At 68.2% G+C, this 26,253-nt stretch carries 22 protein-coding genes; 14 read left to right on the top strand and 8 right to left on the bottom strand.

The annotated features are described in order from the left end of the window. Positions 1–53 precede the first annotated feature (53 nt). The 6 genes from KOR34_RS09055 to KOR34_RS09035 all read left to right on the top strand — a co-directional run bounded on the left by KOR34_RS09055 (position 54) and on the right by KOR34_RS09035 (position 7,090). On the top strand, positions 54–2,285 hold the full coding sequence (locus KOR34_RS09055; RefSeq protein ID WP_146564193.1) for a penicillin acylase family protein: 2,232 nt from the start codon (positions 54–56) through the stop codon (positions 2,283–2,285). A gap of 543 nt (positions 2,286–2,828) precedes the next feature. Then, a complete protein-coding gene (locus KOR34_RS27095) occupies positions 2,829–3,578 on the top strand; it encodes a hypothetical protein (RefSeq protein ID WP_228714663.1) in 750 nt (249 codons plus the stop codon). Between the two features lie 130 nt (positions 3,579–3,708). Next, positions 3,709–4,707 carry a hypothetical protein gene (locus KOR34_RS09050; RefSeq protein WP_261342642.1) on the top strand — a complete coding sequence of 333 codons (999 nt, stop codon included), beginning with the start codon at positions 3,709–3,711 and terminating at the stop codon, positions 4,705–4,707. An 87-nt stretch (positions 4,708–4,794) separates the two neighbouring features. Next, positions 4,795–5,271, top strand: coding sequence for a hypothetical protein (locus tag KOR34_RS09045; protein ID WP_146564189.1), 477 nt, complete (start codon positions 4,795–4,797; stop codon positions 5,269–5,271). Positions 5,272–5,311: 40 nt separating this feature from the next. Further along, positions 5,312–6,559: a PEP-CTERM sorting domain-containing protein gene (locus KOR34_RS09040; RefSeq protein WP_146564187.1), complete on the top strand. Its 1,248-nt coding sequence runs from the start codon at positions 5,312–5,314 to the stop codon at positions 6,557–6,559. Between the two features lie 84 nt (positions 6,560–6,643). Beyond that, complete coding sequence (locus tag KOR34_RS09035) at positions 6,644–7,090, top strand: hypothetical protein (protein WP_146564185.1); 447 nt, start codon at positions 6,644–6,646, stop codon at positions 7,088–7,090. A gap of 285 nt (positions 7,091–7,375) precedes the next feature. Here KOR34_RS09035 and KOR34_RS09030 read toward each other — a convergent pair whose 3' ends face one another. The 4 genes from KOR34_RS09030 to KOR34_RS09015 form a co-directional block, all read right to left on the bottom strand. Then, entirely contained in the window at positions 7,376–8,407 is a 1,032-nt protein-coding gene (locus KOR34_RS09030; RefSeq protein WP_146564183.1) for an SDR family NAD(P)-dependent oxidoreductase, read from the bottom strand. Between the two features lie 88 nt (positions 8,408–8,495). Continuing rightward, positions 8,496–9,302, bottom strand: coding sequence for a cyclase family protein (locus tag KOR34_RS09025; protein WP_146564181.1), 807 nt, complete (start codon positions 9,300–9,302; stop codon positions 8,496–8,498). A 24-nt stretch (positions 9,303–9,326) separates the two neighbouring features. Continuing rightward, positions 9,327–9,635: a hypothetical protein gene (locus KOR34_RS09020; RefSeq protein WP_146564179.1), complete on the bottom strand. Its 309-nt coding sequence runs from the start codon at positions 9,633–9,635 to the stop codon at positions 9,327–9,329. A gap of 69 nt (positions 9,636–9,704) precedes the next feature. Further along, positions 9,705–10,319 (bottom strand): MarC family protein, encoded by a 615-nt coding sequence (locus KOR34_RS09015; RefSeq protein WP_146564177.1) that lies wholly within the window; start codon positions 10,317–10,319, stop codon positions 9,705–9,707. A gap of 202 nt (positions 10,320–10,521) precedes the next feature. On the opposite strand from KOR34_RS09015, the gene KOR34_RS09010 reads away from it, so the two are divergent. Continuing rightward, positions 10,522–11,358, top strand: coding sequence for a hypothetical protein (locus tag KOR34_RS09010; protein ID WP_146564175.1), 837 nt, complete (start codon positions 10,522–10,524; stop codon positions 11,356–11,358). On the opposite strand, the gene KOR34_RS09005 is transcribed toward KOR34_RS09010, so the two are convergent. After that, a complete protein-coding gene (locus KOR34_RS09005; RefSeq protein ID WP_146564173.1) occupies positions 11,343–11,786 on the bottom strand; it encodes an NUDIX hydrolase in 444 nt (147 codons plus the stop codon). The genes KOR34_RS09010 and KOR34_RS09005 overlap by 16 nt on opposite strands. Before the next feature lie 81 nt (positions 11,787–11,867). Further along, complete coding sequence (locus tag KOR34_RS09000) at positions 11,868–13,586, bottom strand: esterase/lipase family protein (protein ID WP_146564171.1); 1,719 nt, start codon at positions 13,584–13,586, stop codon at positions 11,868–11,870. A 286-nt stretch (positions 13,587–13,872) separates the two neighbouring features. Here KOR34_RS09000 and KOR34_RS26580 point away from each other — a divergent pair, with 286 nt between their 5' ends. Both KOR34_RS26580 and KOR34_RS08985 read left to right on the top strand, forming a co-directional pair. After that, positions 13,873–15,507 (top strand): phage tail protein, encoded by a 1,635-nt coding sequence (locus KOR34_RS26580; RefSeq protein WP_197531269.1) that lies wholly within the window; start codon positions 13,873–13,875, stop codon positions 15,505–15,507. 97 nt (positions 15,508–15,604) lie between these two features. After that, positions 15,605–17,260, top strand: a complete 1,656-nt coding sequence (locus tag KOR34_RS08985; RefSeq protein ID WP_146564169.1) for a glycoside hydrolase family 43 protein — start codon at positions 15,605–15,607, stop codon at positions 17,258–17,260. Here the strand turns inward: KOR34_RS08985 and KOR34_RS08980 are convergent. Beyond that, positions 17,257–17,520 (bottom strand): hypothetical protein, encoded by a 264-nt coding sequence (locus KOR34_RS08980; protein WP_146564167.1) that lies wholly within the window; start codon positions 17,518–17,520, stop codon positions 17,257–17,259. The two genes, KOR34_RS08985 and KOR34_RS08980, sit on opposite strands and share 4 nt — an antisense overlap. A 188-nt stretch (positions 17,521–17,708) precedes the next feature. On the opposite strand from KOR34_RS08980, the gene ggt reads away from it, so the two are divergent. The 5 genes from ggt (at position 17,709) to KOR34_RS08955 (ending at position 24,491) form a co-directional block, all read left to right on the top strand. Beyond that, positions 17,709–19,412, top strand: a complete 1,704-nt coding sequence (gene ggt, locus KOR34_RS08975; protein ID WP_146564165.1) for a gamma-glutamyltransferase — start codon at positions 17,709–17,711, stop codon at positions 19,410–19,412. Positions 19,413–19,610: 198 nt separating this feature from the next. Further along, a complete protein-coding gene (locus tag KOR34_RS08970) occupies positions 19,611–21,248 on the top strand; it encodes an FAD-dependent oxidoreductase (protein ID WP_146564163.1) in 1,638 nt (545 codons plus the stop codon). Positions 21,249–21,270: 22 nt separating this feature from the next. Next, the gene (locus tag KOR34_RS08965; protein ID WP_146564161.1) at positions 21,271–22,668 is read left to right on the top strand and encodes a sulfatase; all 1,398 of its coding nucleotides are present in this window, start codon (positions 21,271–21,273) and stop codon (positions 22,666–22,668) included. A gap of 128 nt (positions 22,669–22,796) precedes the next feature. Beyond that, the gene (locus tag KOR34_RS08960; RefSeq protein WP_146564160.1) at positions 22,797–23,654 is read left to right on the top strand and encodes a hypothetical protein; all 858 of its coding nucleotides are present in this window, start codon (positions 22,797–22,799) and stop codon (positions 23,652–23,654) included. A gap of 156 nt (positions 23,655–23,810) precedes the next feature. Then, positions 23,811–24,491, top strand: coding sequence for a carbonic anhydrase (locus tag KOR34_RS08955; protein WP_146564158.1), 681 nt, complete (start codon positions 23,811–23,813; stop codon positions 24,489–24,491). Positions 24,492–24,559: 68 nt separating this feature from the next. Here KOR34_RS08955 and KOR34_RS08950 read toward each other — a convergent pair whose 3' ends face one another. Beyond that, the gene (locus KOR34_RS08950) at positions 24,560–26,047 is read right to left on the bottom strand and encodes a mechanosensitive ion channel domain-containing protein (protein ID WP_197531268.1); all 1,488 of its coding nucleotides are present in this window, start codon (positions 26,045–26,047) and stop codon (positions 24,560–24,562) included. Positions 26,048–26,253: the final 206 nt, after the last annotated feature.

Genomic DNA, 26,253 nt, shown 5'->3' with positions numbered 1-26,253 from the left:
GCCCGCCGCGCAACGCGGTAGCCCAATCCCCCAAGACCGCGTACACTCCTCGCATGGAGGCCATCCAACCCAAGGCGGCGCGGTACGATTTCAGGGCGGAGCGTGACGCCGCCGGCGTGCCGCACGTGCACGCCAGCAGCTGGCGCCACGCGCTCTACGCGCTCGGCTACCTGCACGCCCTGGACCGCCCGACGCAGATCCACTTCGCCCGGGCGGTCGCCTCCGGCGTCGCGTCGGAGAGGATCGCCAACAAGCCCGAGCTGCTGGAGATGGACCTGTTCCTCCGCCGCGCGGGCATCCACCTGCGGCTCGACTACGAGGCCAAGCTGCTGCCGCCGCGGGTGCTGCAGCAGCTCGAGTGGTACTGCCAAGGGTTGAACGACGGCATGCTCGAGTCGGCCGACGCGTGGATCGGCCCCACGCTGCCGATGTGGGTCACTGGCTACCGGCCCGCGCCGTGGGACGTCGAGTCCGTGATGCTGATCGGCAACCTGCTGTCGTTCGCCGGGCTGGCGGTCGGCGAGCAGGAGGCCGAGCGGCAGCTCTTGGAGCTGATCCAGCTCGGCATCCCCGACGAGCGCCTCCGCGAGCTGTTCAGCCCCTACCTCGACGGCATCGACTTCGAGCCGCTCCGCGACATCCACGTCAGCAAGCGCCTGTCCGACGAGGCGCTCGAGCTCCTCTCCGACCTCCCCCGCCTGGCCGGCAGCAACGCGTGGGCGGTCAGCCCGGCCCGCAGCGCCTCCGGCGGCGCGCTGCTCGCTTCCGACCCGCACCTGGAGGTCAACCGCCTGCCGGCCATCTGGTACGAGGTCGCGCTCAACTGGGGCGACTCGCCCGAGCACGAGCCGAACTACGCGCTCGGCGCCACGCTGCCCGGCTGCCCGCTGATGGCCGTGGGCCGCACGCGGCGGCTGTCGTGGGGCGTGACCTACATGCACGCCGACACCAGCGACTACTTCATCGAGGACTGCCGCCCCGGCGGCCAGACCGGCTGGCAGTACCGCCGCGGCGAGGACCAGTGGCACGACTTCCGACTCCGCACCGAGTCGCTCAAGCCCAAGGGCGGCGAGCGCATCGAGATGCCCGTCTACGAGAACGACGTCGGCGTCCTCACGCTCGCCCCCGAGGAGCCCGGCAAGCACCTGTCGGTCGCCTGGATCGGCAGCCACCAGGGCGGGGGCCGCGCCATCGGCACGTGGCTCGACGTGATCGCCGCCGGCGACGCCGCCGAGGCAATGGACATCGTCCGCGAGTCGCCCCACCCGTCGCTGGTGTGGGTGTTCGCCGACAGCCAGGGGCACATCGGCTCGCAGGCCAGCGGCTGGCACCCCCGCCGGCGGCCCGGCGTCGGCGGCTTCGTGCCGATGCCCGCCTGGGAGGAATCGAACCACTGGCTCGGCGTGGTGCCGGCCGACCTCATGCCCCGCGAGTACGACCCGCCCATCGGTTTTGTCGCCAGCGCCAACGAGGAGCTCTACCGCAAGGACGGACCGCCGCTGCACGCGTTCGGGCTGGCCGACTACCGCAAGCGCCGCATCGTGCAGCGCCTGACCGAGCTCCCCCAGGCCACCCTGGCCGACATGCAGGCCCTGCAGTACGACGTCACCAGCCTGCAGGCCGAGGACCTGCTGCCGGTGCTGCTGGCCCACGTGGGCGACTGCCCGCTCAAGCGCCGCCTGGAGAAGTGGGACCGCCGCTACAACCTCGAGAGCACCGAGGCCACCCTCTTCATGCACTTCTACCGGCACGTGCTGCTAGAGATCTTCGGCCACGAGGAGGGCATCGGCTGGCGGCGGATGTTTTACCTCACCACCCGCATGGGCTTCTCACGCATGGTGCTGACCGCCGCCGACCGCATGCTGCGGAAGGTCACCAGCAGCTGGTGGCGCGTCCGCGACAAGGGCGAGATGATCCGCCGCGCCGCCGAGCGCGCCGCCGCCGAGCCCGAGCAGCCCTGGGCGCAGGTCAACCGCTTCCACTTCGTGAACCGCTTCTTCGGCGCGAGCATGACCGGCCGCCTGCTCGGCATCCGCACCACCGAGTCCCCCATGCCCGGCAATCACGCCACCCCCTTCCAGGGCCACCTGCTCCAGACCGCCACCCGCGAGGCCACCTTCGCGCCCAGCTACCACTTCGTGACCGACATGTCCGAGAATGTCGCGCACACCAACCTGCCGGGCGGCCCCAGCGAGAACGCGTTCAGCAAGTGGTACCAGACCGACATCGCGCTGTGGACGAGCGGCCGCTACAAGCCCCTGGCGCCCGGGGGCCCGGGCGAGTGAGTGGTGAGTGGTGAGTGGTGAGTGGTTGGTGGTTGGTATGAAGCGTCGCGGCTCTGCCGCGCCGTTGTCCCCCTTCCCGGCAGGGGGAGGGAGAGGGTGAGCCCCTCAAACCAGCCCGACTTTTGTCCCCTTCTGGCGCATCGATTTTTAGGGACAAAAGTCGTCCCCCACCGGACGCGCCGACCTTCGTTCTACACTTGTATAGCAGCCTCGGCTGCGATCCCGATCAGGAATCGCCACCGACTTTTGTCCCTCCCTACGCGCCAATAGGGACAAAAGTCCAACGCCCCTTTTCCCTACCCAGCAGCCGCCGAGAGACCGCCCCCCAGCACCCCTATTGGACCGCGCTGGGTGGTCGGTTTCTACAAAGAAGTGGGGAGTAAGCGTTGCTTCAGCAGCACGCACGCTTACCGGCGTTCGCGACGTGCCCAAACTGTGCTACGCTGCCGCGACTACCGGAACCGACAGAGCACTCGCACTTCCTCACGCGTGCGAAAGGACCAAGCCATGCGACGCGGAGTGCTAACCCTGCTAGCAGCCGTCATGATCCTGCTCGCATCGACCGCTATCGGAGAAGAACCGAGCCTCGACCTCCGGCTAGCGGTTGAGATCTACGACGCGCAGCAATCGCAGGTCGACCGGCTCGTGGAAGCCGGTGACGCGAAGGACCGTGTCCTAGCTATTCGGAGCTGTTTCGAGGCCCTGCGTCGGGGAGATACCAACACTGCTCTCGACCAACTTGGCGCTGCACGACACAGCAATGCGGAGGCGCCACCGATTCTGTTTGACCTCGAGTCAGTAGCGGGAGCCGTAATAGCACTGTATTTGGCGGATGACAACAAGGCCCGCGATTTGCTCGCGAGACTGCCCGAGAAGACCGCGACCAAGCCACACGGGTTGTTGCCGCCTCTTGGCAATCTTCGAGAAGAAACTCAGGGCGACCCACCCGCGGAAGCCAATGCCGCGGCCGTGTCCTACAACAACCATCTCCGCGCCAGACTACTCTACCTGGCTGGTGATCTAAACGCAGCGTACACCCTAGTCCACCAAGTCGCACTGGAACGGCAGGATCGCCTAGGGACCTCTCACCCGGATACCTGGGACGCGTCAATCGACCTCGTCGAGTATGGTCTCCCGATTGTCGGCGGCGAGACCCTCTATGACTTCTCGACAACACTCAATCGCCAGTCCGCTTCCGGCGCGCCGCCCTCCGCTAGAGATTCGCATCGTCGCTACTCATGCCGAGGTCCTGCGAGCCACGGGTCGGCACAAGCAAGCCATCGACTTGTGTGAGACTCGTCTCTTGAATTCGCCACACATGGACGACGCTTGCAGTGCCCGGATACTCACCACCCTCGCGAGGTGTTGCGTCGCGTCCGAAGACTCCGAACGAGCAGTCGAGTATGCGAGAGACGCCTGCGAGATGGCTCAGAACCTCCAGCCTCGGAATCGATTCCTTGCCTGCCGGGCGTTGTGCACGCTCGCCTCCGCACAACTCGCCGCCAACTATGGCCGCGCTGAAGTCAAGGCAACGACCGCCTCGCTGGTGGCCAGTGTTCGCAAGACCGATCGTGACACGGTTCTCGGCGTCGAATGCGACATGCTGCGAGCAAGCATCGCCGATCGAAACGGCAAAGAGAAAACGGCGTACCGGGACATCCTTGCCCCCCTCGAGAGAAGCCGCGCACTGGGGAGGCATGGTTTAGAACTGGACCTCGCTCTAAAGTTGTCCACCTACTTCTATGCTCACGATAGAATCGCAGGTGCAACAGCTCTCTACGAGCATTTTCTTCCCACGCCCGCAGAAGGGCTTAGTCCGCACCTGTTGAAGCACACGCTGCTCTACGCGACCTGCCGCAAGCGAACCGGCGAGTGGAAGAAGTGCCTAGCGTTACTATCCCCCATCCAGGACGAGTGCATCGATTTGGAGAACACGGTCGACATTGGCATAGCGGTCCTCCACGCCGAAGCCGTCGGCCGCTGTGGCGACTGGCCGGAATCGGTTCGGTTGTCCCGGTCAATCGTACAGCAGCTTTCCTCGCGTGAAGACCCTGATGCGGACGGTGGCCAGTGGGCCTCTCAGTTACTATTCGCGTACCAGGGTTTGGTCAACTCGTTGACCGAGAACGGCGAACTCGACGAAGCGAATCGAGCACTAGTTAAATCGGAGAAACTCGCGGCGAAGGCCCACGGCCAATCGAGCCCCTGGCGGCTCGGCATTGTCAAAAAGCAGGGCGAAATCGCTATGCGACAGCAGCGCTACGCCGACGCCGCCGAGCTGTTCGGCCAGATCGAAAGTGAGACCGCTGATAACGAAAACGCCACCGAGTTTCACGAGCACGCCCGTTCCCGCCGCAACGAGGCGCTACGGCTGGCGAACGCCGCTGAAGCGGATACCGCCGCTCCAGCCCTGGCCAGGTAGCGTTGCCTTTTCCCTAGCTGGGAACTTCGCACACACCCCAGGCGTCCAACCGGGCGACGCAACTCCCGCCAGCCTCCGGAGCCAGCCATGACGCCTGCCGTTCTCGCCCTGCTTGCGTTCGCCATTCCGTACAGAGACTTTGTCGATAGTGTGCCTACCCCTGAAGCGGGGCGGGCAGTGGCGGTGGCGCCCAACTACTCCGGCCAGTGGCGGCTCGACTGGGACGACGCGGTCGACGGCTCGCTGGCCGCCGAGCCGAAGTCGTGCACCGTGCGGCTGAATTGTGTGGCGGGCGAGTTGAGCGGCGACTTCATCGGCCCCGTGGCGGGCCGCGAACGCGACGCCGTGATCCGGGGCGAGGTCTCTCACTCCGTCGAGGGCAGCCTGCTGACGTTCAAGCAGGTCGAGGAGGGCTACGCCTGCTGCTACCAGGTGTTCCTGAGCGCGACCACCGCCGACGCGTCCGATCGGAAGCCTCAGCGCTGTCTTCATTGCACCCGCCGCGCCGCCCAGTTAGACTGCGGTCGTGCGCAACTGGACTCCCGGCGGGAAGTCCTGCCTTGACTCGCAACCTTGGAAGATTTCAACGGCAAAGGTGTGACTAATGTCTAACGCGTCCCTCAAGCTGCTCAATCCGGTGTCAGGCGTCTTCTCCGGCCTGATGTGGTTCCGTCTCAGGAACACGAATCCTGCGGCCTGTTCTGCGGCGGCAACCCTCGCGATCCTGGCCACAGTCTCCGCTGCGCCCAAGTTGCTCAACGCCGTTGAGATCTACCGCGCGGATCGAATTGAAGACGTGGGATCGATCGACCTGGGGCCCGGGCGGGAGGTCCGCAGCTTCGAAATCCCAGAGGAGTACCTCGAGACCGAATGGTTCATGAGGCTAGGGCCCAAGTCTTTCACTCCCGACCAGTCCATCCTCACCGTCTGGTCAACCTGGGGTGTCGGCACCCGGGGCGACCGCTGGGACGTCCGTACGGGCGATTACCTCGGCCGCACGCCGTGGCGGTACCACTTCCACTACGGGATCACCGAGGGGCAGCCCCTCTACAACGCCCAAATCGATGGCTCCTCCGGGACCGACGTGGTGCTGCAGCAGACGGCAACAGCGCCGCACCATTCCATCTCCGAAAGGATCGACGCCCCGTCCGGCGGCGCCGACCTCCTGGCCACCGAGGTCTACGCCAATACCGATAACTTCGGCTCGATCCGGGTCCCCACCTACGACGTGCTGTTCGACAGCCAAACCGGGCTAGTGCGGCAGGTCTTTGACAAGGTGGTTTCGTTCGGACCCGGGCCGCTCGGCCCGCAGTCGCGGCTGTACGAGCTGAGCGGGGACTCCATGAACGTCTACGAGGAGAAGTACACCGACGCAACGACCTACTTCGACCTGGTCAACACCTACTTGGTGGAGGTTGATCCCTACTACTCGTTCCACCTCGGCCCCGACAACGCTATCTACTACGTCCAAGAGACGCTCGACGAGTTCGGCAACGAGATCCAGGGCCAACGGACCATCCGCCACTTTGACGCGCTCACCGGCGCCGACCTGGGCGTCTTCGCCGAGCAGCCGCAGTTCGACCCATTGTCGCATCTCGACGGCTTCACCAGCATCCGTTTTTCGCGCGACGGCCTCCTCTACGTCCAGCACGGGTTCGAGATCCCAGGCAATGCGTTCACCTGGTTCGATCCGGCCACCGGGGAGAAGCTGGGCGGGTGGGCCGACGAGTGGCCAAGAAACCCGTACTACAGCACAGACTGGGAGCCACTGGTTTCTGTGCCTGAGCCGAGCGGCCTAGCCCTGCTCGCCCTCGGGATGATGGCGGGCCAACTCCGCTGCCGGCGTCTGTGAAGTGGCTGCCGCATGGCTGGGAACTAACCCAGCCACCGGCACGTCGAACTGGAGGTCCCAATTCCCCAGCCCCCGGAGCCAGCCATGACGCCTGCCGTTCTCGCCTTGCTTGCGTTCGCCATTCCGTACAGCGACTTTGTCGATAGTGTGCCTACCCCTGAAGCGGGGCGGGCGGTGGCGGTGGCGCCCAACTACTCCGGCCAGTGGCGGCTCGACTGGGACGACGTGGTCGACGGCTCGCTGGCCGCCGAGCCGAAGTCGTGCACCGTGCGGCTGAAGTGTGTGGCGGGCGAGTTGAGCGGCGACTTCATCGGCCCCGTGGCGGGCCGCGAACGTGACGCCGTGATCCGGGGCGAGGTCTCTCACTCCGTCGAGGGCAGCCTGCTGACGTTCAAGCAGGTCGAGGAAGGCTACGCCTGCTGCTACCTGGTGTTCCTGAGCGCGACTACCGCCGACGCGTCCGCCCAGACCGGCGTCTGGCACGACACCCGCGGCGGCGCCGGTGAGTTCCGCCTGCTGAAGCATCAGTAGTCGCCGACGAACACCAGGGCAAACGATGTCAACGAGAGCCTACACCTTGGCGGTCGTAGCGGCCGTTGTATCTATTTCGGTGTTGGCCTGCTCCCACACGTCTCGAGTGGCGGCCCTCAACTTCGTCATGGAGTTAGTCGAGACCATTCGTAGAGAAATCGTCCAGATGTAAGACCTTCCGCGGTTCAGCAGGAAACTGTCAATCGAACTTGGTTGCGACATCACCTTGCCTCTCCCCCTACCGGGGAGGGGGACTAGGTGAGGAACTCATTCTTGAGTCGGCCCTTACCGGATCGCGTGCTGACGCATCTGGTTGTTCCGCACGGCCGCCTGCTCGTTGAGCTGCGTCAGCCACGAAGGCGACCACTCGCTCTGGCTGTCGTAGCCGCGGGCGGAGTGGCGGCCGATGCCGCCCATCTCGGGCAGCAGCCGCGCGGCGGCGGATAGCGCCTCCTGCGTGAGCGTGGGGAACAGCGACTGCAGCAGCACGCCGACGTTGGCGTTCTCGCGGAGCACCACCTCGCCGACGCCGCCCTGACAGGCGGCGAGGATCTGATCGGCGGCGGTCTCGGCGTTCATCGACAGCACCGGCAGCGAGTCGCCGATGCTGAACCAGGCGTACTCCTTGCGGTGCTGGCCCTTGAAGATCGCGTTGCGGGGGCTGCCGGTGCGCATCAGGCTGGGGCAGACCGTGGAGACAAGAATGCCGTCGGCGGCGAGCTCGGCCCGCAGGCCCTTCGACAGGCCGACCTGCGCGAACTTGCTGGCGGCGTATGGCAGCATGTGCGGCACCGCCCGCAGCCCGCCCACCGAGGCGATGTTGACGATGCGTCCCCACCCGCGCGAGCGCATGCCCGGCAGCACGGCCAGCGCGGCGTGCAGGGTTCCCCAGCAGTTGGTGGCCATGGCGTCGTGGAAGTCGTCGAGCGTCATCGCGTCGAGCGGCCCGACGTGGATCACGCCGGCTACGTTGAACAGCAGGTCGATCGAACCGAACCGCTGCTGCGCCTGCGCGACGGCCAGCTCGACCTCTTCGGGGTCCTGCACGTCGCACACAATCGACATCACCTCGCCGCGCTGCCGCAGCTCGGCCTCGGCGGCGTCGAGGTCCGCCTGCGTGCGGGCCACGATCACCACGTTCACGCCCTGGTCGGCGAGCTTGCGGGCCAGGACGAGGCCCAGCCCGCGTGACCCGCCGGTGACCAGGGCGGTCTTTCCCTGCCAGTCGAAGTGGCGGGTTCGCCGCAGGGCGGCCCGCGCCGCGTAGAAGGCCGCTACGCCGGTCGCGGCGAGCGCTAGGGCATTGGAAACACGCATGTACAAGCCTGCCGGGGTGAGTGGGCCATCGCCTCCCGCCGGCCTAGAGAAGCAAACCTGGCGCCATTCTCAGGCCGCGAGGTTGCGGTCATTCCGCAACGATGGCGATCACCCGGCACGGGGCGCCGCTGCCGCCGGCGATCTTCATCGGCAGCGCGACCACGCGGAAGCCGCGGGGCGGCAGGTCGGCCGGCAGCGCGACGTTCTCCAACGCCGGCACGTTGTGGCGGAACAGGTTGACGTGGCTCTGGAACATCTGCGAGGGGCCGTTATCAATGCTGGCTGTGTCGATGCCGACCGACTTGACGCGGCGTTTGGTCGCCAGCCACTCGGCGGCCGTGGGGTCGAGGCCCGGGAAGTGCAGCTCTTGAACGGCGGCCTCGCCGGTCTTGCTGGTGCCGAGGTAAGCGGTGCGGTCACCCAAGTGCGCGGCATAGCCGGTCCGCAGCAGCACGATCTTGTCCTCCAGCGACCCACCGTGCTCCGCCTCCCAGTCGCGCAGGTCCTCGACCGTGACCAGGTAGTCGGGGTCGGCGGCGCACCGCCGCGAGACGTCGACGCACACGCCGTCGCCGACGAGCCGCGTGAGCGGGATCTGCTCGACGGTCTGGCCGGGCTTGGAGAAGTGGTGCGGCGCGTCGATGTGGGTGCCGCCGTGCTCCGGCGCGGCGAACCGGTTGGACGCGTAGAAGTAGCCCCGCTCGGTGACGCCGTTCTTTTCCTGCTGCAGCACGAAGCCGGGCTCGGTCGGCCAGTAGATGGTCTGCGCGTCGAACGCGTGCGTCAGGTCGCGGATCGTGTCGGCGGCAAAGGCTGGCTCGGCCGATGCGAGAACCAAAGGGAGAGTCAGCGCCAGACGGAGAGTGACGCGTCGGAACGAGGAGAGGAGTGTCACGGCGGATGGCGCCGGGGCGCCGCGTCAGTAGGTTTCGTTCTGCTCGTCCTCGACAACGGCGCCGGGGATCTTGGCCGCCAGCACGCGGAGCCGGCTGAGAAGTTCGTCGACGCTGGTCTGGGGGTCGATCCGGCAGGACAGGCTGGGGCCTTCCTTGATCAGCGCGGCCTGCGTGCCGGGCAGCGTGATGATGAGGTCGCCGTCCTGCTCGATCAGCTTGTACCCCGGCAGCGAAGCCACGGCGGACTCGATGTCGCGGCGGCCGATGTTGCGGACCTCGCCGCGTTGGGGCGCCGCCTCGCTGTAGCGCGTGACGTGAACGAAGGTGCTCATATTCGGCCCTCGTTGGAGTGAGAAGAACGCCGCGTCCCGGCCTTGTTATTGTAGCAGGTCCGGGGCCCGCTAGGCAAAGTACTCTTTGGTCCCCTCCAGCACGTTGGTCGCGGCCACCGACGCCAGGATCAGCCCCATCACGCGGCTCACGACGCTCGCCCCGCCCTCGCCGATTACGCGGACAATCGGGCCGGCCAGCAGCATGCAGCCGTAGGTGATCGCCAGGACCACCAGCACCACGCAGGCGGTCGCCGCCTGGTCGAGCACGGTGTGCACGCTGTTCTCCGTCAGCAGCACCACCGCCATCATCGCGCCCGGCGACGCGATCGACGGCGTGGCGAGTGGGTACACGGCCACCTCCTGCACGCTCCGCAGCAGCTTCTCTTCCCCCTCCGGCTTGCTCTCGCCGAAGATCATCGTCAGCGCGAACAAGAACAGCACGATGCCGCCCGCGATCCGGAACGCGGGCAGCGGCACACTCATGCCCAGCAGCAGCGGCTCGCCCGCGACGATGAAGAACAGCAGGATGCCGGCCGCCGCGAGAGCCGCGACCTTGGCGATGTGCCGGCGCTCGGCGGGTTTGCGTCCCTTGGTGGCGGCCAAGAAGACGGGCACCGATCCAATGGGGTCGATCACCGCCCAGAGCAGGACAAACGTTGTAATGAGTTCTTCGGTCGAGGGCATGCGTGCGGGGCGTGGCGGAGGGCTCGTTTCGGGCGGGAAGCGGCCAGTCTAGCAGAGTTGGCCGCCGTCGACGGCCCGCCAGCGGCCGATGCGCCCGGTATCCCGCCAGAAAGTTGCGTCGGGCGGGGGCGCGAACTATCCTGCGCAGCAGCGCGTCCCGGCGGCAGCCGGGGCGAGAGCCGCCCTCCTCTGAGTGACCGCCATGAGATCCGCCGCTGCCGCGTTTGCCGTCCTGTTGTGCCTTGCTTCGCCAGTCTGCCGGGCTGAGCTGGTCCGGTTCCAGATTACCGCCAGCGTCGACGCCATCGACGACCCGCTGGGCGTGCTGGCGGGCGCCGTGATGATTGGCGACCCGCTGACCGGCCTGCTGCAGTACGACCTCGCCATCATCGCCAACGACGACAACCCTTCGCCCGACTTCGGCGCGTGGCTGCTGTCGCCGCCGGGCGACAACTTTATCGAAGGATCCAACGCCGCCGCGGGCAACTTCCAGACAATCGATTCGTTCCGCGCGTCCACGGCTAACAACGGGCCGCTGGGAGACCGGCTATCGTTCTTCGGCACGGGCGACACCACGCCGTCGACCGTCGAGCACCCCAACGCCGAGTACGTCGAGCTGAACGTGGCGCTGACCGACTCCGACGCAACCGTTTTGGCGAACGACCAACTCCCCTCCGTGCTCAACCTGGCGGACTACGAGCAGGCGGTCGTCACGCTGACGGCCGAGGGGTTCAACGACAACTCCGAGTTCGCGACGCTGTACGAGGTCTCCGCGACCATCACCCAGCTCAGGCGGCTGGCCGGCCCGGGCCCGAGCGGCGACTTCAACGGCGACGGCGCCGTCGACGCGGCGGACTACACCGTCTGGCGAGACGGGCTGGGGCTGGGCTACGTGGCGCAGGACTACAACACATGGCGGGCGGGTTACGGCGCGTCCGCTGCTTCGCTTAGCGCCACCGCGGCGCCCGAGCCCGCAGCGCTGGCCGGGGCACTGCTGGCGGTGATGGGCGCCGGCGGCCACCGCTACCGGAGAGGTTGAATCGGCACGGCGCCGTCCGCCAAGGCGCGTTCTAGCTCCTGCAGCACGGGACGCAGCGGTTCGTGGACGATCTTGATCGCGTCTTCCAACGAGAGCACCTGGCGTTGCCGGGCGCCGAAGTCCTCCCAGTCGTCCAGCACGCTGGTGCAGAGCAGCGGGAAGATCGTGATCTGGGCCACGCCGCCCCACTTCGCCTGCTCGTAGCTGCCGAGCGCGTCGCCCACGACGCTGCCGATCACGCCGGCCTCCTCGAGGGCCTCCTTCTGCGCTGTGGTGCGGTCGGTCTCGCCCGGGTCGATGATCCCCTTGGGGAAAATCCACTTCTTCGCGGACCGCGAGGTCACGAGCACCACGCGGGGCTGGCCCGCCTCGTCAAAGTATGGCAGGCCGCCGGCCTGGTTGAAGCACCAATCGGGTCTGGACGCCATGAGGGGTGGTCGCGGTGGGGAGATCGAGGGGGGACGCCAATAGCGTAGCCCGTCAGCCGCGTTAGGGACACGCCCCCACGGTTAGTCCCAGTCGGCCGGTGTCCGCTGGGCGGCCAGGCGGCGGGCGTGCTCCGCGAGGTGCAGCCGCAGGATGTTCTCGACCTCCTTCACCGTGGGCTCGACCTTGTTCATCTGCAGGTGCGACGCGTCCACCACCCGCTCGGTCGCGACGCCGCGGAGCCGGGCGCTCCAGGCGGGGACGATGCCGTCGGTCGGCTCGCCGGACCAGTCGTACCGGTCCTCGCCGATGATCGAGTGCAGCGCCACCGCGGGGTTGTACGGCAGCGCGGCGGTGGCCTGCAGCAGCGGGCTGCTCGGCTCCAGCAGGTCGATGCTGGTGGGCAATCGATCCACGTCGCCGTTGCGCAGCAGGCCCGGGTTGTCGCGGACGAGCTGGTCAAACTCCGCGTTGCGTCGGGCCGACGGCCGCACCATCGACGACACCAGCCGCCCCACGGGCCGCTTCGCCCAGTACGAGCCGAGGTGCGGCGTGGCGATGTAAACCACCCGCGACACGTCGGGCGACGGGCGGAAGTAGAACTCCGCCTGGAGCAACCGCCGCACCTCCGGCGTGGTGCGGACGCTCGCCAGCGGCGCCGTGGCCGCCGCGTCCCACAGCGTCTGGCCGCTCTCGGTGACCTGCAGCTTCGAAACGAGCCCCCCCATGCTGTGGCCGACCAGCACGGTCCGCGACAACGCCGCGTCGCGTCGCGCGGGGTCATAGACGCGGCGGAACTCGGCGAGCTGACGCCGCAGCCGCGCCGCGCTTTCCAAGAACGGGCCCCCGGTGGCGTAGTCGAACGCCAGCCACTGGAAGCGGTCGTTGAGGTCCGGCCGCGCCCGCAGCTCATTGGTCATCGCGACCCACGTCCGGGGGTCGCTCAGCAGCCCGTGCACAAGCACCACCGGAATCTTGCCCGGCTGGAACGGCTCGATCATGTACAGGCCTTCGCGCGGGCCGCCGTCGTTGGGCCGGATAAAGCCGTCGATCCACTGCCGGTCGTCGGTCAGGCCGATGAACGCGAATGGCGCGCTGAGGTCGCGCTCGATCGCGACGCGGCGGCCGGCGACCATCGTCGACGACACGCGCAGCGGGTCGTAGAAGCGGAGCTCGTAGCCCGACCGGTCGGCCGAAGTGCGTAGCACGACGGTCGCCGAGAACACCTGTCTCGCATGCGTGAACGGCGCAGGGTTCGCTGTGTTGCGCCTGGCCACCAGCGCCAGTCCGAGCCCCGTGCCGCGGTGCTGGCGCAGCAGCACCGGGTCCTCGTACGAGCCAACCGGGTTCAGCACGGCGAACGCGTCGGGAGTCCACAAGAATCCGCTGTAACGCGCCGGCACAACCACGCCGTCGGCGGACAGCCCGCGGCAGGGGTCCCAGCGGCCGAACTGCTGCGCGGTGATCAACATTTGCGCGAGCGCCGAGTCGTACAGCTCGGTCACGCGCGGCGGGGCGGGGCGGCCCGCGGCGAGGCAGGCTTCTAGATCACGCCAACTGTGAGCAGCCGACCGGAAATAATTGTCGACACAGGTGGGGTCGCCATCGGCGTGGGCCCGCACGGCGGCCGCGTACGTCGCTTCGGCCGCGGAAAGACCCGCCGTGTCCGACCACGCCGACGCCGAAGGGACAACGCCCGGCGGGCGCCACACGACCTCGCTGCACAGCGCGGGACGCGCGCCAACAGCCGCCAGCAGCAGCGTCGCAACGCGGGTCCAGCGTTGGAGCGTGGCGCGCGGCACCGTTGGATTCCTCCGTGATCGTGGGTTTCCCAGATCGAGCGTCCGGCTCGGGGTCCTCAAAGACTAGCTCACCGATCGGGTCGACGCGGGCGTCAGCGGCAGAAAAACCGGCCGACAGCGCGCCGCTGCCGGCGACAACCCGCACAAACCGCAGCACCCCACCGCGACCGTCGTCACGCGCCCCTGCCCACGAGGCAAGAACCTGACGGCGCTTCGCGGAGCGGTTCGGCTTATACTGCCGATCGTCACCATGATCCGACGACTCCGACCCGAAGGCGGGCCCGCGATGTCCACGCTCCGAGCTGTGGCGTGTCTACTACTATTCCTCTCACTCACGCCCGCCGGGCACGCGGCGGACTCCCTCCCGGCCGGCGGCGGGCTGCCGTTTGCGAACGATCAGCCGTCGCTCGGCATGCGGTACATGGTCCGCCTGCAGGGCGCCGACGACGAGCTGGGCGAGGTGGGGCTGTTCGCCGCCAACTTCGCGCCGCAGGGCTGGACGTTGGCTGAGGGGCAGCTGCTCCCCATCGCACAGCACCCGGCCCTGTTCGACCTGCTTGGCGCCACGTTCGGCGGCGACGGCGATGTCGCATTCGCGCTGCCCGACCTGCGGGGCCGCACGCCGATTGGCGTTGGCGCGGGACCCGGCCTGACCAGCTACAGCCTGGGGGAACAGGTTGGCGCCGACCAACAAACCCTCGCCGCCGTACCCGTCCACTCGCACAGCCTGCCGAACGGGCTGACCACCGGCGCCGCGGGCAAGGCGTCCAGCCACTCCAACCTGCAGCCCTCGCTGGCGCTCACGCCTGTGATCGCTTTGACCGGCCTTTACCCTTCCCACAACGCGCTGACGGCCGACGGGCAGGTCGCCGAGGGCGTTTCGCCGGCCGGCGCCGAGCCCTACCTCAGCGAAGTGACCTGGCTGGCGCACGACAAGGTCCCCAGCGGCTGGGCAATTGCGGACGGTCGCCTGCTGGACATCGTCGATCACGATGCGTTGTTCTCTCTGCTGGGCACGACCTACGGCGGTGACGGACGCGTCAACTTCCGGCTGCCCGACCTGCGGGGCCGCACGCCGATTGGCGCCGGTCGCGGCGCCGGGCTCAGCGATCGCCGGCAGGGAATCACCTACGGCGAGGAGCAAGAGTCCCTCTCTGCACCTCAACTGCCTGCGCACTCGCACGATCTAGAGCAAGGTGGCCAGACCGACCCGGCAGGCGGCGGCGCGCCGCAGTCGAACATGCAGCCGTCGCTCACCATGCGTTTCGGCATCGCGCTGGAAGGGATCTACCCGAGCCAGGCCGCGACTGGCGGCGAGACCGACGACGGCCCCGCGGCCGCCCTCGGCGGGAGCACCGATCCGTACCTAGCGGGCATGACAATGTTCGCCAGCAACTTCGTCCCGCGCGGCTACGCCGAGGCGTCGGGGCAGCTGCTGCCCATCAGTCAGCACACGGCGCTGTTCTCGCTGCTGTGGAACAACTACGGCGGCGACGCCGAGGTTACCTTCGAGCTGCCGGACCTGCGTGGCAGGGCGGCCGTGGGCGTGGGCGCCGGGCCTGGGCTGACGCCACGGCTGTGGGCGCAGCCGTTCGGCGCCGAACAGAGCGTGCTGACCGAAGCCAACATTCCGTCGCACTCCCACACGGTCCCCGTCGCCGGCGACTACAACGACGACGGCCAGGTGGACGCGGCCGACTACACCGTGTGGCGTGATCACCTGGGGGCGCCCGCCGGCTCGCTGCCCAACGACCCGCACGCCGGGCCGATCGGCGCCGAGCAGTACGCCGCCTGGAGGGACAACTACGGCCAACCTTCGACGCCCGCCGCGGCGGCCGCCCCAGAGCCCGGTGCGCTGACCCTCGCCGCGTTGCTGGCCGTGGCCCCGCTCCGGCGGATCCGGCAGCGGCGACGGCGTTGAGGCGTTCGGTCAGCGGCCATCCCAATGCAATCAGCCGCCTCGGCCAGCGGGTACAATGAGGGGCTGTTCGCCTCGTTCTGCCCCCTGTTCTCGAGTCATGTTGCACCTGCCGTCTGTCTGGCCGTACGCCCGCCCCGTCGCCCTCGCTTTGTTGTCCGCGGCGCTGACCGCGGCGGTCGCACGCCCCGCGCTCGCGCAGCAGGCGTCCCCGGCGCCGCCCGCCTGGGATCCTTCCCCCGGTGACGGGACCTACCGGAACCCGGTGCTGCACTCCGACTTCAGCGACCCCGACGCCGTGCGCGTGGGGGACGACTACTACCTGACGTCGTCATCGTTCAACTGCGTGCCCGGGCTGCCGATCCTGCACTCGACCGACCTGGTGCACTGGCGGCTGGTCAACCACGCCCTGCCGAAGCTGTACGACCCGATGTTCGACCGCCCGCAGCACGGCAACGGCGTGTGGGCGCCCTCGATCCGCTTCCACGATGGCTGGTACTACATCTACTGGGGCGACCCCGACCTGGGCATCTACATGACCCGCACGCGGGATCCCCGCGGCGCGTGGGAGGAACCCAGGCTGGTGAAGAAGGCCAGCGGCAACATCGACCCCTGCCCGCTGTGGGACGACGACGGCCGCGTCTACATGGTGCAGGCGTTCGCGCACTCGCGGGCCGGCATCAACGGGATCTTGTCCGTGGTCGAGCTATCCGCCGACGGGACCAAAGCGATCGACAAGGGCTGGGTGGTGTTCGACGGGCACCGCGAGCACCCCACGGTTGAGGGGCCCAAGTTCTACAAGCGTAACGGCTACTACTACATCTTCGCGCCCGCCGGCGGCGTGGCCGAGGGCTGGCAGCTGGTGCTCCGGTCGCGGAATGTGCGCGGGCCGTACGAGACGCGGACCGTGCTCGCCCAAGGCGACACCAGCGTCAACGGCCCGCACCAGGGCGCGTGGGTCGACACGCCTGATGGCCGGTCCTGGTTCCTGCACTTCCAGGAGGTGCAGCCGTACGGTCGGCTTGTCCACCTGGAACCGATGCGGTGGGTCGACGACTGGCCCGTCATCGGCGAGGACCCGGACGGCGACGGCGTCGGGCAACCGGTCGCAACGCACCCGCTGCCATTCGCCGACTCAGCCTCCACGGTGGTGCCGCAAACCAGCGACCGCTTTGATTCGGACTCCCTGGGTCTGCAGTGGCAGTGGCAGGGCGCCCCGCGGGACGATTGGTGGTCGCTGAGCGAACGCCCCGGCTGGCTCCGGCTGGCCGCCGCCGCGCGGCCCGACGGCTTCCGCAACCTGTGGGACGCCGCCAGCCCGCTGCTGCAGAAGATGCCGGCGCCCCGGTTCCAGGCGACCTGCCGGCTGGACGCCAGCGCGCTCACGCCGGGCGACCACTGCGGCCTGATCGTCATGGGCCGCGACTACGCGTCGATCGACATCGGCGCGTCGGACGACGGCCTAACGGTCTCGCAGCGCACGTGCCGCGCCGACCGCGGCGAACGCGAACGCGAGTCCGAATCCGCGACGCTGCCGGGCGGGCAGGTCGAGCTCCGGCTGCAAGTCGAGGACGGCGGCGTGTGCCGCTTCAGCTACCGCACTCCCGGCGCCGAGTGGTCGGACCTGGGCGGGCCGTTCTCCGCCCGCGAGGGGAAGTGGATCGGCGCCAAGTTCGGCCTGTACTGCCTGGCGCCGAACGGCGAGCCGTCTGGCGGGACCGTCGACGTGGCCGAAGTTATCGTGCGTCCGCTCTAGTCCGCCACGGACCCGATCCGCCGCGGGCTGCCCGAGTTCTTCACGTAGAACACATCGCCCGTGTGTGAGTCGACGATGTACGCCGCGTTGCCAAACTGAGACCCGCACGAGTCCAGCAGGTACCGCTGCGACGACCCGACCGGTGCGTCCGCCTCCACCGGCGGCAGGGCCACTTCTTGCTGCCCCCACCCTCGCCCGCAGGCGATCCCCAGCAGCAGCACGATCACCAGCGCGGCGTTCTTCTTCACAGTGTTGGTCACGATCGATTCCCTCGGCGTTAATTCAGATCCAAGCCGCTCATCATAGTGGTGCGATGCGGGCGCCGGCAAACTCGCCCGTCCGGTAGGCGGGTCCACGGTCTGGTAGAATAGCGGCTGCTGCAAGAGGACCCGTCAGGCGCCCCCGCGACACCGCCCTCTGATCCCACGCCACCGATCCCACGTTTCCAATGCCACGCCCACTAGCCCTGGTCTGCCTGATGACGCTCTACGTGCCCCTGTGCGGCAGGGCCGCGGACCGCCCGAGCGGCCGCGACTTCGTGACCCGTTCGCCCGCGGTGTCGCGACACGGAATGGCGGCCACGAGTCAGCCGCTAGCCAGCCTGGCCGCGGTGGACATCCTGCGGGCCGGCGGCAACGCGGTGGACGCCGCGATCGCCGCCAACGCGGTGCTGTGCGTCACCGAGCCCACGAGCTGCGGCCTGGGCGGCGACCTGTTCGCCATCGTTTGGGACGCCAAGTCGCAACAACTCTACGGGCTCAACGGCAGCGGGCGCAGCCCCAAATCCCTAACAGCCGAGGTGTTCAAAGAGCAGGGCCTCACCAGCATCCCCAGCTACGGGCCGCTGCCAATCACCGTGCCGGGCTGCGTCGACGGCTGGATCATACTGCACGAGCGATTTGGCAAGCTGCCGCTGAGCGAGGTGCTCACGCCCGCGATCCGCTGCGCTGAAGATGGCTTCCCGGTCACCGAGGTGATCGCCGGCTACTGGAAGGCCGGGGTTGCTGCGCACCGCGAACACCCCGGCTTCATGGAGGTGTTCGCGCCCGACGGCGAGGCCCCCGCCCACGGCCAGACATTCAAGAACCCGGCTCTCGGCCAGACGCTCCGCGCGATCGCCGCAGGCGGCGCCGACGCGTTCTACCGCGGCGACATCGCTGACGTCATCGACCGCTTCATGCGCGACATCGGCGGCTACCTCCGTCGCGAGGACCTGGCCGCCCATCGCAGCGAGTGGGTCGAACCGGTCGGCGTGGACTACCACGGCTGCCGCGTGTGGGAGCTGCCGCCCAACGGGCAAGGGATCGCCGCGTTGCAGATGCTGCAAGTGCTGAAGGGCGCCGACCTGGCCGCGGCAGGCTTCGGCAGCGCCGACCACCTGCACTTCCTGGTCGAGGCCAAGAAGCTGGCGTTCGCGGACCGCGCCAAGTTCTACGCCGACCCCGACTTCTCCAAGGCGCCGGTCGACGCGCTGATCTCGCCGGAGTACGGCGCCCGCCGGTACGCTCAGATCAGCCCCACCTCCGCCGGCGCCGCATACGAGCCCGGCAACCCGGCGCTCCGCGACGGCGACACCGTCTACCTGACCACCGCGGACCAGGACCGCAACATGGTGTCCCTGATCCAGAGCAACTACCGCGGCTTCGGCGCGGGGCCCTGCCCGCCAGGGCTCGGCTTCTGCCTGCAGGACCGGGGCGAGCTGTTCGACCTAACGCCCGGCCGCGCCAACTCGTACGCGCCGGGCAAGCGGCCGTTCCACACCATTATCCCCGCGTTCGTCACCAAAGAGGGCCGCCCGCTAATGAGCTTCGGCGTCATGGGGGGAGACATGCAGCCGCAGGGGCACGTGCAGATCCTGCTCAATCTGTTCGAGTTCGGTATGGGCCTGCAAGAAGCGGGCGACGCGCCGCGCGTGAGGCACGCCGGCTCGCCCACGCCAACCGGCGACCCGGCCGAGCCCAACGGCGGCACGGTGCTGCTCGAAACAGGCTACAACGCCGACACCATCGAAGAGCTCCGCCGCCGCGGGCACCAGACCGCCGACGGCGACGGCTCGTTCGGCGGCTACCAGGCGATCTGGTACGACCAGGAGCAAAACGTGTACTTCGGCGCCACCGAGTCCCGCAAGGACGGCGTCGCGTTGGGCTACTGATTCGCGACGCCCGGGGCGTAGCCAATTCTCTGGATAGCGCAAACCGCTAACAGGCGGCCAATGGGTTGCAGTAGGATCTAGAGCGTGCTTCACGCAACTGTAACGTCGATAGCGAATCCGCAGCCCGCTAGCAACGCTACAGGCGCGTGAAGTGAGCTCTAAGGAGCCTGCTCCACACAACTGCACCGAGCCGCCGCCATGCGCCGATTGTTACTCTTCTCTGCCCTCGTGCTGACAGCCGCTTGCGCCGCTTCGGCGGCGCCTCCCCCCGCATCGTTCGACATTGTCGTGTACGGCGGGACGTCCGGCGGCATCGCCGCGGCGGTCGAGGCGACCCGCCACGGCCGCACGGTGGTGGTGGTCTCGCCGGACCAGCGGATCGGCGGCCTCAGCACCAACGGGCTGGGCCACACGGACATCGGCAACAAGCACATCGTGGGGGGCGTGTCGCTGGAGTTCTACCAGGCGATCCGCGCGTACTACGAGTCGCCCGACGCCTGGCGGCAGCAGCGGCGTTCCGACTACCGCTACGCGGGGCAGGGGGTCGCGAAGGCCGACACGCAGGCCATGTGGACCTTCGAGCCGAGCGCCGCGCTGGCCGTGTTCGAGGACTGGGTCCAGCGCGACAACATCCGTGTGCTGCGGGGCGAGCGGCTGGTCCGGCCCGGCGGGGTGACCGTTGAGGAAGGGCGCATCCGCTCCATCGAGCTGGAATCCGGCCAGCGGATCACCGGCCGCGCGTTCATCGACGCCACCTACGAGGGCGACCTGCTGGCCGCGGCCGGCGTCTCATACACGGTAGGGCGAGAAGCAAACTCCCAATACGGCGAAACCCTCAACGGCGTGCAGACCGCCCACGCCGTGAACCACCAGCTGCTGCCCGGCGTCGACGCCTACGCCCGGCCGGGCGACCCGTCGAGCGGCCTGCTGCCCGGCATCGACCCAACCGGCCCCGGCGCCGAGGGAGCCGCCGACCACCGCGTGCAGGCCTACTGCTTCCGCATGTGCCTGACCGACGCGCCCGGTAACCGCGTGCCGTTCCACAGACCCAGTGGTTTCCGTGAGGAGGAGTACGAACTGCTCTTCCGCAACTTCGAGGCGGGCCTCGACTTCGCGCCGCTCACGCTGCACCGGATGCCCAACCTCAAGACCGACAGCAACAACAACGGCGGGTTCTCCACGGACTATATCGGGCAGAACTACGAGTACCCCGAGGCGGGCTACCAGCGCCGCGCAGAGATCCTGCGGTCCCACCTCACCTACCAGCAGGGCCTGATGTGGGTGCTGGCCAACCACCCCCGCGTGCCGCAGAAGATCCGCGACCAGATGTCCGAGTGGGGCGTCTGCCGCGACGAGTTCACCGAGACCGAGGGCTGGCCCCCGTGCCTGTACGTGCGCGAGGCGCGGCGGATGGTCGGCCCGGTCGTGATGACGCAGCACCACTGCCAGGGTCGCGAGCTGGCGGAGGACTCGGTCGGCATGGCGGCCTACACGATGGACTCGCACAACGTGCAGCGATACGTCGACCACGACGGCCACGCCCGCAACGAGGGCGACGTGCAGGTCGGCGGGTTTCCTCCGTTCCCAATCTCGTACCGGTCGATCGTCCCGCAGGCCGGCGAGTGCACCAACCTCTGGACGCCGGTCTGTTTGTCGGCGTCGCACATCGCGTACGGCTCGATCCGCATGGAGCCGGTGTTCATGATCCTGGGCCAGTCGTCCGCGGCCGCGGCGTCGATCGCCGTCCAGCGCGACATCGACGCCCAAGACGTTCACTACGCGGAGCTGCGAGAGGTGCTGCTGCGTGAGCAGCAGGTCCTAGCCGGCAAGAAGTGACCCCTTTTCGACAGGCGGCGCTATGAATCGTTCTGCTCACCTGGCTTTGGTCGTGCTGCTGACCGCGGCTTCGACGGCGGCTGCGCGGCGGCCCAACATCGTGTTCCTGCTGGTCGACGACCTCGGCTGGGGGGCGATGAGCGCCTACGGATCGACCATGCACGACACACCCCACTTCGACCGACTGTGCGAGCGCGGCATGCGGTTCACCAACGCGTACGCGGCGTGCACCGTCTGCTCTCCCAGCCGTGCGGCGCTGCTCACCGGGCGTTACCCGGCGCGGCTGCGGCTGACGGACTGGATCCCCGGCCACGCCCACCCCAACGCACCGCTCGCGATCCCGGACTGGGACCGGCAGATCAACCCGCAGTTGGACACCCTGCCCGAGACGCTGCGCGGCGCCGGTTACCAGACCTGGTTCCTCGGCAAGTGGCACCTGCAGCCGATCGACAAGCGGTGGTCGCGCGAGCGGACCAAGCGGGAGCAGGCGCTGCACACCCCGCAGGCGCACGGGTTCGACGTGAACATCGGCGGTCGCGAGTGGGGCCAGCCCAAGGGCCGTGGCAAGTACTTCTACCCGTTCGACATGCCGGGCATCGAGTCTGGCGAGGAGGGCGAGTACCTGACCGATCGCCTCACCGACGAGGCCCTCGGCCTGCTCGATCAGGCGGGCGACGAGCCGTTCCTGCTCTACCTGTCGTACTACACGGTGCACGGGCCGCTGATGGGCAAGCCGGAGTATGTCTCCCACTACCGCGATGCGATTGAGCGTTCCGGCGATCACGCGCAGGCGGCCGCCCGAGCCAACTACGCGGCCATGCACCGCAGCCTGGACGACAGCGTGGGCCGCATCACCGCCAAGCTGGACGAGCTGGGCCTGGCCGACGACACCATCATTGTCTTCACCGGCGACAACGGCGGCGACCGCCACGACGCCTGCGGCGGACTCCGCGGCCGCAAAGGGACCGCCTTCGAAGGGGGCGTACGCGAGCCGACCTGCGTCGTCTGGCCGGGTCGCGTGCCGGCTGGGGCCAGTTCCGACACGCCGATCATCGGGATGGACTTTTACCCCACGCTGCTAGCGTTGGCGGGCGTCGCGCCCCAGCCGCAGCAGCACCTGGACGGCGTGGACCTGTCGCCGGTGCTCACCGGGTCGGGCGGAATCGAAGAGCGGAACCTGTTCTGGCACTACCCGCACTACCACCGCACCACCCCCTACAGCTCGGTCCGCAGCGGGGACTGGAAGCTGATCGAGTGGCACGAGGACGACCAGCTGATGCTGTTCGACCTGAGCGCCGACCCGGCCGAGAAAACGAACCTGGCCGGCGCCAAGCCCGACAAAGCCGTCGAGCTCAAGCGCGCACTCGACGAGTGGCGCGAAGCGGTAGCCGCGCAGCCGACTACCCGCAAAGCCGGCTAGCGGTCCCCCGCGAACTCCCTAGCCCGACCTGAAACGCGGGGCTATCCTGCAGGTTCAGCTTGAGGAACTCAGTGGGCCGGCGGATGGATCTCCGACGCGTCCGTGCACCGTCGCCATCGCCCGCGTCTATGAAGTTTGTTTGTCCGCTCCTGCTGCTCGCCGCGTTGCTGCCGCCGCTGGCCAACGCCGATAACCTCGCGCGTTTCGAGCTCACCGCGCGAGTCGACCTCGTGCTCGACCCGCTCGACCTGCTCGGCGGCGGAGTCCAACCCGGCGACACGCTCTCCGCCATCCTCCAGTACGACCTGGACCTCAACGCCGCGGACGACGACCCCTCGCCCAACCACAGCAGCCGTAGCGCCACGCCGCCCGGCGGCAACTTCGTGCGGGGGACTAATGGCGCCAGCAGGCACTTCGACACGACCAACTCGTTTCTTGCCGACATCACAAACAACGCCCCCGACGGGGACTACCTCTCCTTCTTCCTGTCCGGCGACACGACGCCGTCGATGACCGCCTCGCCGCTGATCGAGTCGGTGCGGATGGACCTCATCCTGCACGACGCCCAGGGCACGGCGCTGGCCGACGACCTGCTGCCCGCCATGATCAATCTGGCCGACTTCCAGAGCGCGAGCATCTTCTTCTCAGGGGCCGGCGAAGAGATTGGACCGCCGCCGCACTTCCCACTGTTCGACCTCATCGCCACGGTGACCAGCCTGACGCTGGTGACCACGCAGAACCTGCAGGGCGACTTCAACGGCGATGGCCGGGTCGACGCGGCCGACTACACCGTCTGGCGTGACGGCCTGGGCGCGCCCTTCAGCCTGACCGACTACCAAGAGTGGCGGGACAACTACGGGGCCGGCGCCGCGCCGGCGTTCGCCACGGCCGCCCCCGAGCCCCACGCCGCGGCGGTGGGCGTCGTACTAGCGGCGATCGCCGTTTTGGTTCGCGGGCGCCCCTCAGCCGCCCCACTCCACGGGTGACTCGATCAGGTTGGCGGAGTCGGCGACACGCCCGTCGCCTCAGCCGCATCGCCGCGGCGGACGGCCGCTGCCCGCCATTGTTGAGATTGTCGTCCCTGAACGCTATCGTGGGGGCGTTCACCCTCAAGTCGATCACCCTCCTCTCGGAGCTTGTCCATGGCGAAGAAGAAAGCGGCGCAGAAGTCAGCGGCCGAGGCGCTTGAAGCCTTGAAAGCCGGCAACGACCGGTTTGTTGAAGAGGACTTCAACGATCCCAAAGAAGATTGCTCGCTGCGGAACATCAAGCGGAGGGAGGAACTGGTCGGCGGGCAGAAGCCGTGGGCGATCGTGCTCTGTTGCGCGGACAGCCGGGTCCCGCCGGAGATCGCTTTCGACTGCGGGCTGGGCGAGATCTTCACGATCCGGGTCGCGGGCAACGTCGCCAATCCAGAGTCGATCGCGAGCATCGAGTACGCGGCCATCAAGAAGATCGGCGGCATCGGCGCCAACCTAATTGTGGTGCTGGGCCACGAGAGCTGCGGCGCGGTCAAGGCGGCGATCGACAACGCCGCCGCGCCGAAGCCGGCCGACCTGGGTCCGCACATTAACGGCCTGCTGAGCTACCTGACGCCGGCTGTGAGCAAGCTCTCACCGAAGAAGGTTACCGAATTCAATAACGCCTCGCTCAGCAAAAGGAAGAAGGACAGCACGCTAACCGAGGCGGTCAAGGCGAACGCGCTGAACTCGGTCTCTGAGCTGAACACCCTGTCTCAGAAGATCCCGAACGAAGACGGCGTGGTCGTGGTCCCCGCCATCTACCGCCTGGCGACCGGGAAGGTCGACTTCTTCGAGGCCTAACGGCCCGAGGGAACGGTGCTTTGGCGGCGGTCCGCGGACGCCCGTGTCGACGGTCGCGCCAGGCACGCTTACGTTCCGCCGGATTGAGAATCCGCGGGTGACTCGATCAGGTTGGCGGCGTCGGACAGCTTCCGCGCGCCGGCCGCCTGCTGCTCGATCTCCTGCTTCTCGGACGTGAGGTTGCCCTCGGCCTCGGTCGACTCGGGCTCCGGCTCGTCCGCCTCGGCAAGGGCGGCCGGCTGGTCGCGTGGTTCGTCTCTAGCCGGTTCGCGCGGCGGCGCGCCGGCGGCCGCGTCGGCCCCGATCATCCGCACCGGCACGCCCTGCGGGAAGATCATCTCGCGCGCCTCGTCCGGCAGCGTGAAGCCGTCGCGCTGCAGGCGCCGCTTCACGAGCCGCATGATCGCGGAGCGGACCTTGATGTGGCTGTACTTCGACGCGTCCACCCAGAAGTAGATGCTGAGATTGACGGTCGAGGCGGCCAGCTCGTTGACCAGCACCAACGGCTCGGGGTCTTTGAGCACCGCGTCGTGGTCGCGGAGCGTCTTGAGCACGGCGTCCTGCGCTGCGGGCGCCGAGTCGGAGTAGTCGATGCCGACCACGAACCCGAGCCGCACGTTGGGGTTGGCCGACGCGTTCTCGATCACGCTCTTGTAGACCAGCGAGTTCGGAATCTGCACGTGGTTCCCGTCGAGCGTCATGATCTGCGTGCCGCGTGACGTGACCGTCTGCACGAAGCCTTGGTGCTCGTTGATAGTCACCAGGTCGCCTACCTCGAACGGACGGCGCATGCTGATCAGGATGCTGGCCAGGTAGTTTTCGGCGATGTCCCGGAACGCGATGCCGATAACGATGCCGAGCAGCCCGGTGCCCCCCAGCACCGTGGCCGCCAACCGGGTCAGCCCCGCCACCCGCAGCGCCAGGTAGGCGCCCAGCAGCAGCACCGGCACGGCCGCGAACCGCGCCGCCATGCCCCGGAGCAGCTCGTTCTCCACCCGGCGGTTGGCCACCGCCCTGCCCACAACGCCGGCGACCTTGGCCGCCAGCCACGTCAGCAGCAACACCGCCACGGCCACCAAGAACGTCGGCGCCGCCTGGATGACGCCGCGGAGCATCTGCTCGAGCTGCGAGTTGGCCGCCGAGAAGTCGAACAGGCTCGGCGTGTCCACCTCGATATTGTTGACCACCGCCACCACGTCCTCGGTCCGCCCGGCAAGCCGCTGGGCCCACTCGCTGCGCTGGTCGGTCTCCGTGGCGCCCTCCAGGAAGGCCACGCCCTCCTGGACCCGTACGACCGGCGCCCGAAACCAGCCGGTCGCCTCCAGGATGCCCTGGAGACGCTCGGCGATCTGTTCGTCTTCGGCCCGCGGCTCGACCGTCACGTCCTTGGGCTGCGGCGAAGTCTGCTCGGCGGAGGCCTCTGGTTCGGCGGGCGGCGGGTCCGCCGCATCTTGGGCCCGGGCGGCAGCGGCGAGCAGGACCACGGTGAGCAGCGAAACTAGCAGGCGCAGACCACAGGCGTCGGCGGTTCGGGGCGTCGGAAGGCAACCTCGCAACATCGGACCCTCAGGCGTGACAGGATAGGTTCGGCAACGACGGACCCCGGGCGGCTTGGGTTCGTGGCGGCCAACTTGGATGCCCAGGAGCCACCACTAGTCCCGCAGACCGAGATCTACCGCCGGATGGACGCTGAACAAGCAACTACCGGTCCGCTTCCGCCTCTTCGCTGATCGATCAGCGCACAAAAAGAGCCCCGGTCGCA

The organism is Posidoniimonas corsicana, assembly GCF_007859765.1.
GTDB lineage: Bacteria > Planctomycetota > Planctomycetia > Pirellulales > Lacipirellulaceae > Posidoniimonas > Posidoniimonas corsicana.
Note: the sequence above shows the minus strand (reverse complement) of the source record. Positions and strands in the feature narration are given on the sequence as shown.

Bases quoted from the DNA above. Each gene is read 5' to 3' on its own strand.
- KOR34_RS09055 (WP_146564193.1), top strand. From the start codon at position 54: ATGGAGGCCATCCAACCCAAGGCGGCGCGGTACGATTTCAGGGCGGAG.
- KOR34_RS27095 (WP_228714663.1), top strand. From the start codon at position 2,829: ATGATCCTGCTCGCATCGACCGCTATCGGAGAAGAACCGAGCCTCGAC.
- KOR34_RS09050 (WP_261342642.1), top strand. From the start codon at position 3,709: ATGGCTCAGAACCTCCAGCCTCGGAATCGATTCCTTGCCTGCCGGGCG.
- KOR34_RS09045 (WP_146564189.1), top strand. From the start codon at position 4,795: ATGACGCCTGCCGTTCTCGCCCTGCTTGCGTTCGCCATTCCGTACAGA.
- KOR34_RS09040 (WP_146564187.1), top strand. From the start codon at position 5,312: ATGTCTAACGCGTCCCTCAAGCTGCTCAATCCGGTGTCAGGCGTCTTC.
- KOR34_RS09035 (WP_146564185.1), top strand. From the start codon at position 6,644: ATGACGCCTGCCGTTCTCGCCTTGCTTGCGTTCGCCATTCCGTACAGC.
- KOR34_RS09030 (WP_146564183.1), bottom strand. From the start codon at position 8,407: ATGCGTGTTTCCAATGCCCTAGCGCTCGCCGCGACCGGCGTAGCGGCC.
- KOR34_RS09020 (WP_146564179.1), bottom strand. From the start codon at position 9,635: ATGAGCACCTTCGTTCACGTCACGCGCTACAGCGAGGCGGCGCCCCAA.
- KOR34_RS09015 (WP_146564177.1), bottom strand. From the start codon at position 10,319: ATGCCCTCGACCGAAGAACTCATTACAACGTTTGTCCTGCTCTGGGCG.
- KOR34_RS09010 (WP_146564175.1), top strand. From the start codon at position 10,522: ATGAGATCCGCCGCTGCCGCGTTTGCCGTCCTGTTGTGCCTTGCTTCG.
- KOR34_RS09005 (WP_146564173.1), bottom strand. From the start codon at position 11,786: ATGGCGTCCAGACCCGATTGGTGCTTCAACCAGGCCGGCGGCCTGCCA.
- KOR34_RS26580 (WP_197531269.1), top strand. From the start codon at position 13,873: ATGTCCACGCTCCGAGCTGTGGCGTGTCTACTACTATTCCTCTCACTC.
- KOR34_RS08985 (WP_146564169.1), top strand. From the start codon at position 15,605: ATGTTGCACCTGCCGTCTGTCTGGCCGTACGCCCGCCCCGTCGCCCTC.
- ggt (WP_146564165.1), top strand. From the start codon at position 17,709: ATGCCACGCCCACTAGCCCTGGTCTGCCTGATGACGCTCTACGTGCCC.
- KOR34_RS08970 (WP_146564163.1), top strand. From the start codon at position 19,611: ATGCGCCGATTGTTACTCTTCTCTGCCCTCGTGCTGACAGCCGCTTGC.
- KOR34_RS08965 (WP_146564161.1), top strand. From the start codon at position 21,271: ATGAATCGTTCTGCTCACCTGGCTTTGGTCGTGCTGCTGACCGCGGCT.
- KOR34_RS08960 (WP_146564160.1), top strand. From the start codon at position 22,797: ATGAAGTTTGTTTGTCCGCTCCTGCTGCTCGCCGCGTTGCTGCCGCCG.
- KOR34_RS08955 (WP_146564158.1), top strand. From the start codon at position 23,811: ATGGCGAAGAAGAAAGCGGCGCAGAAGTCAGCGGCCGAGGCGCTTGAA.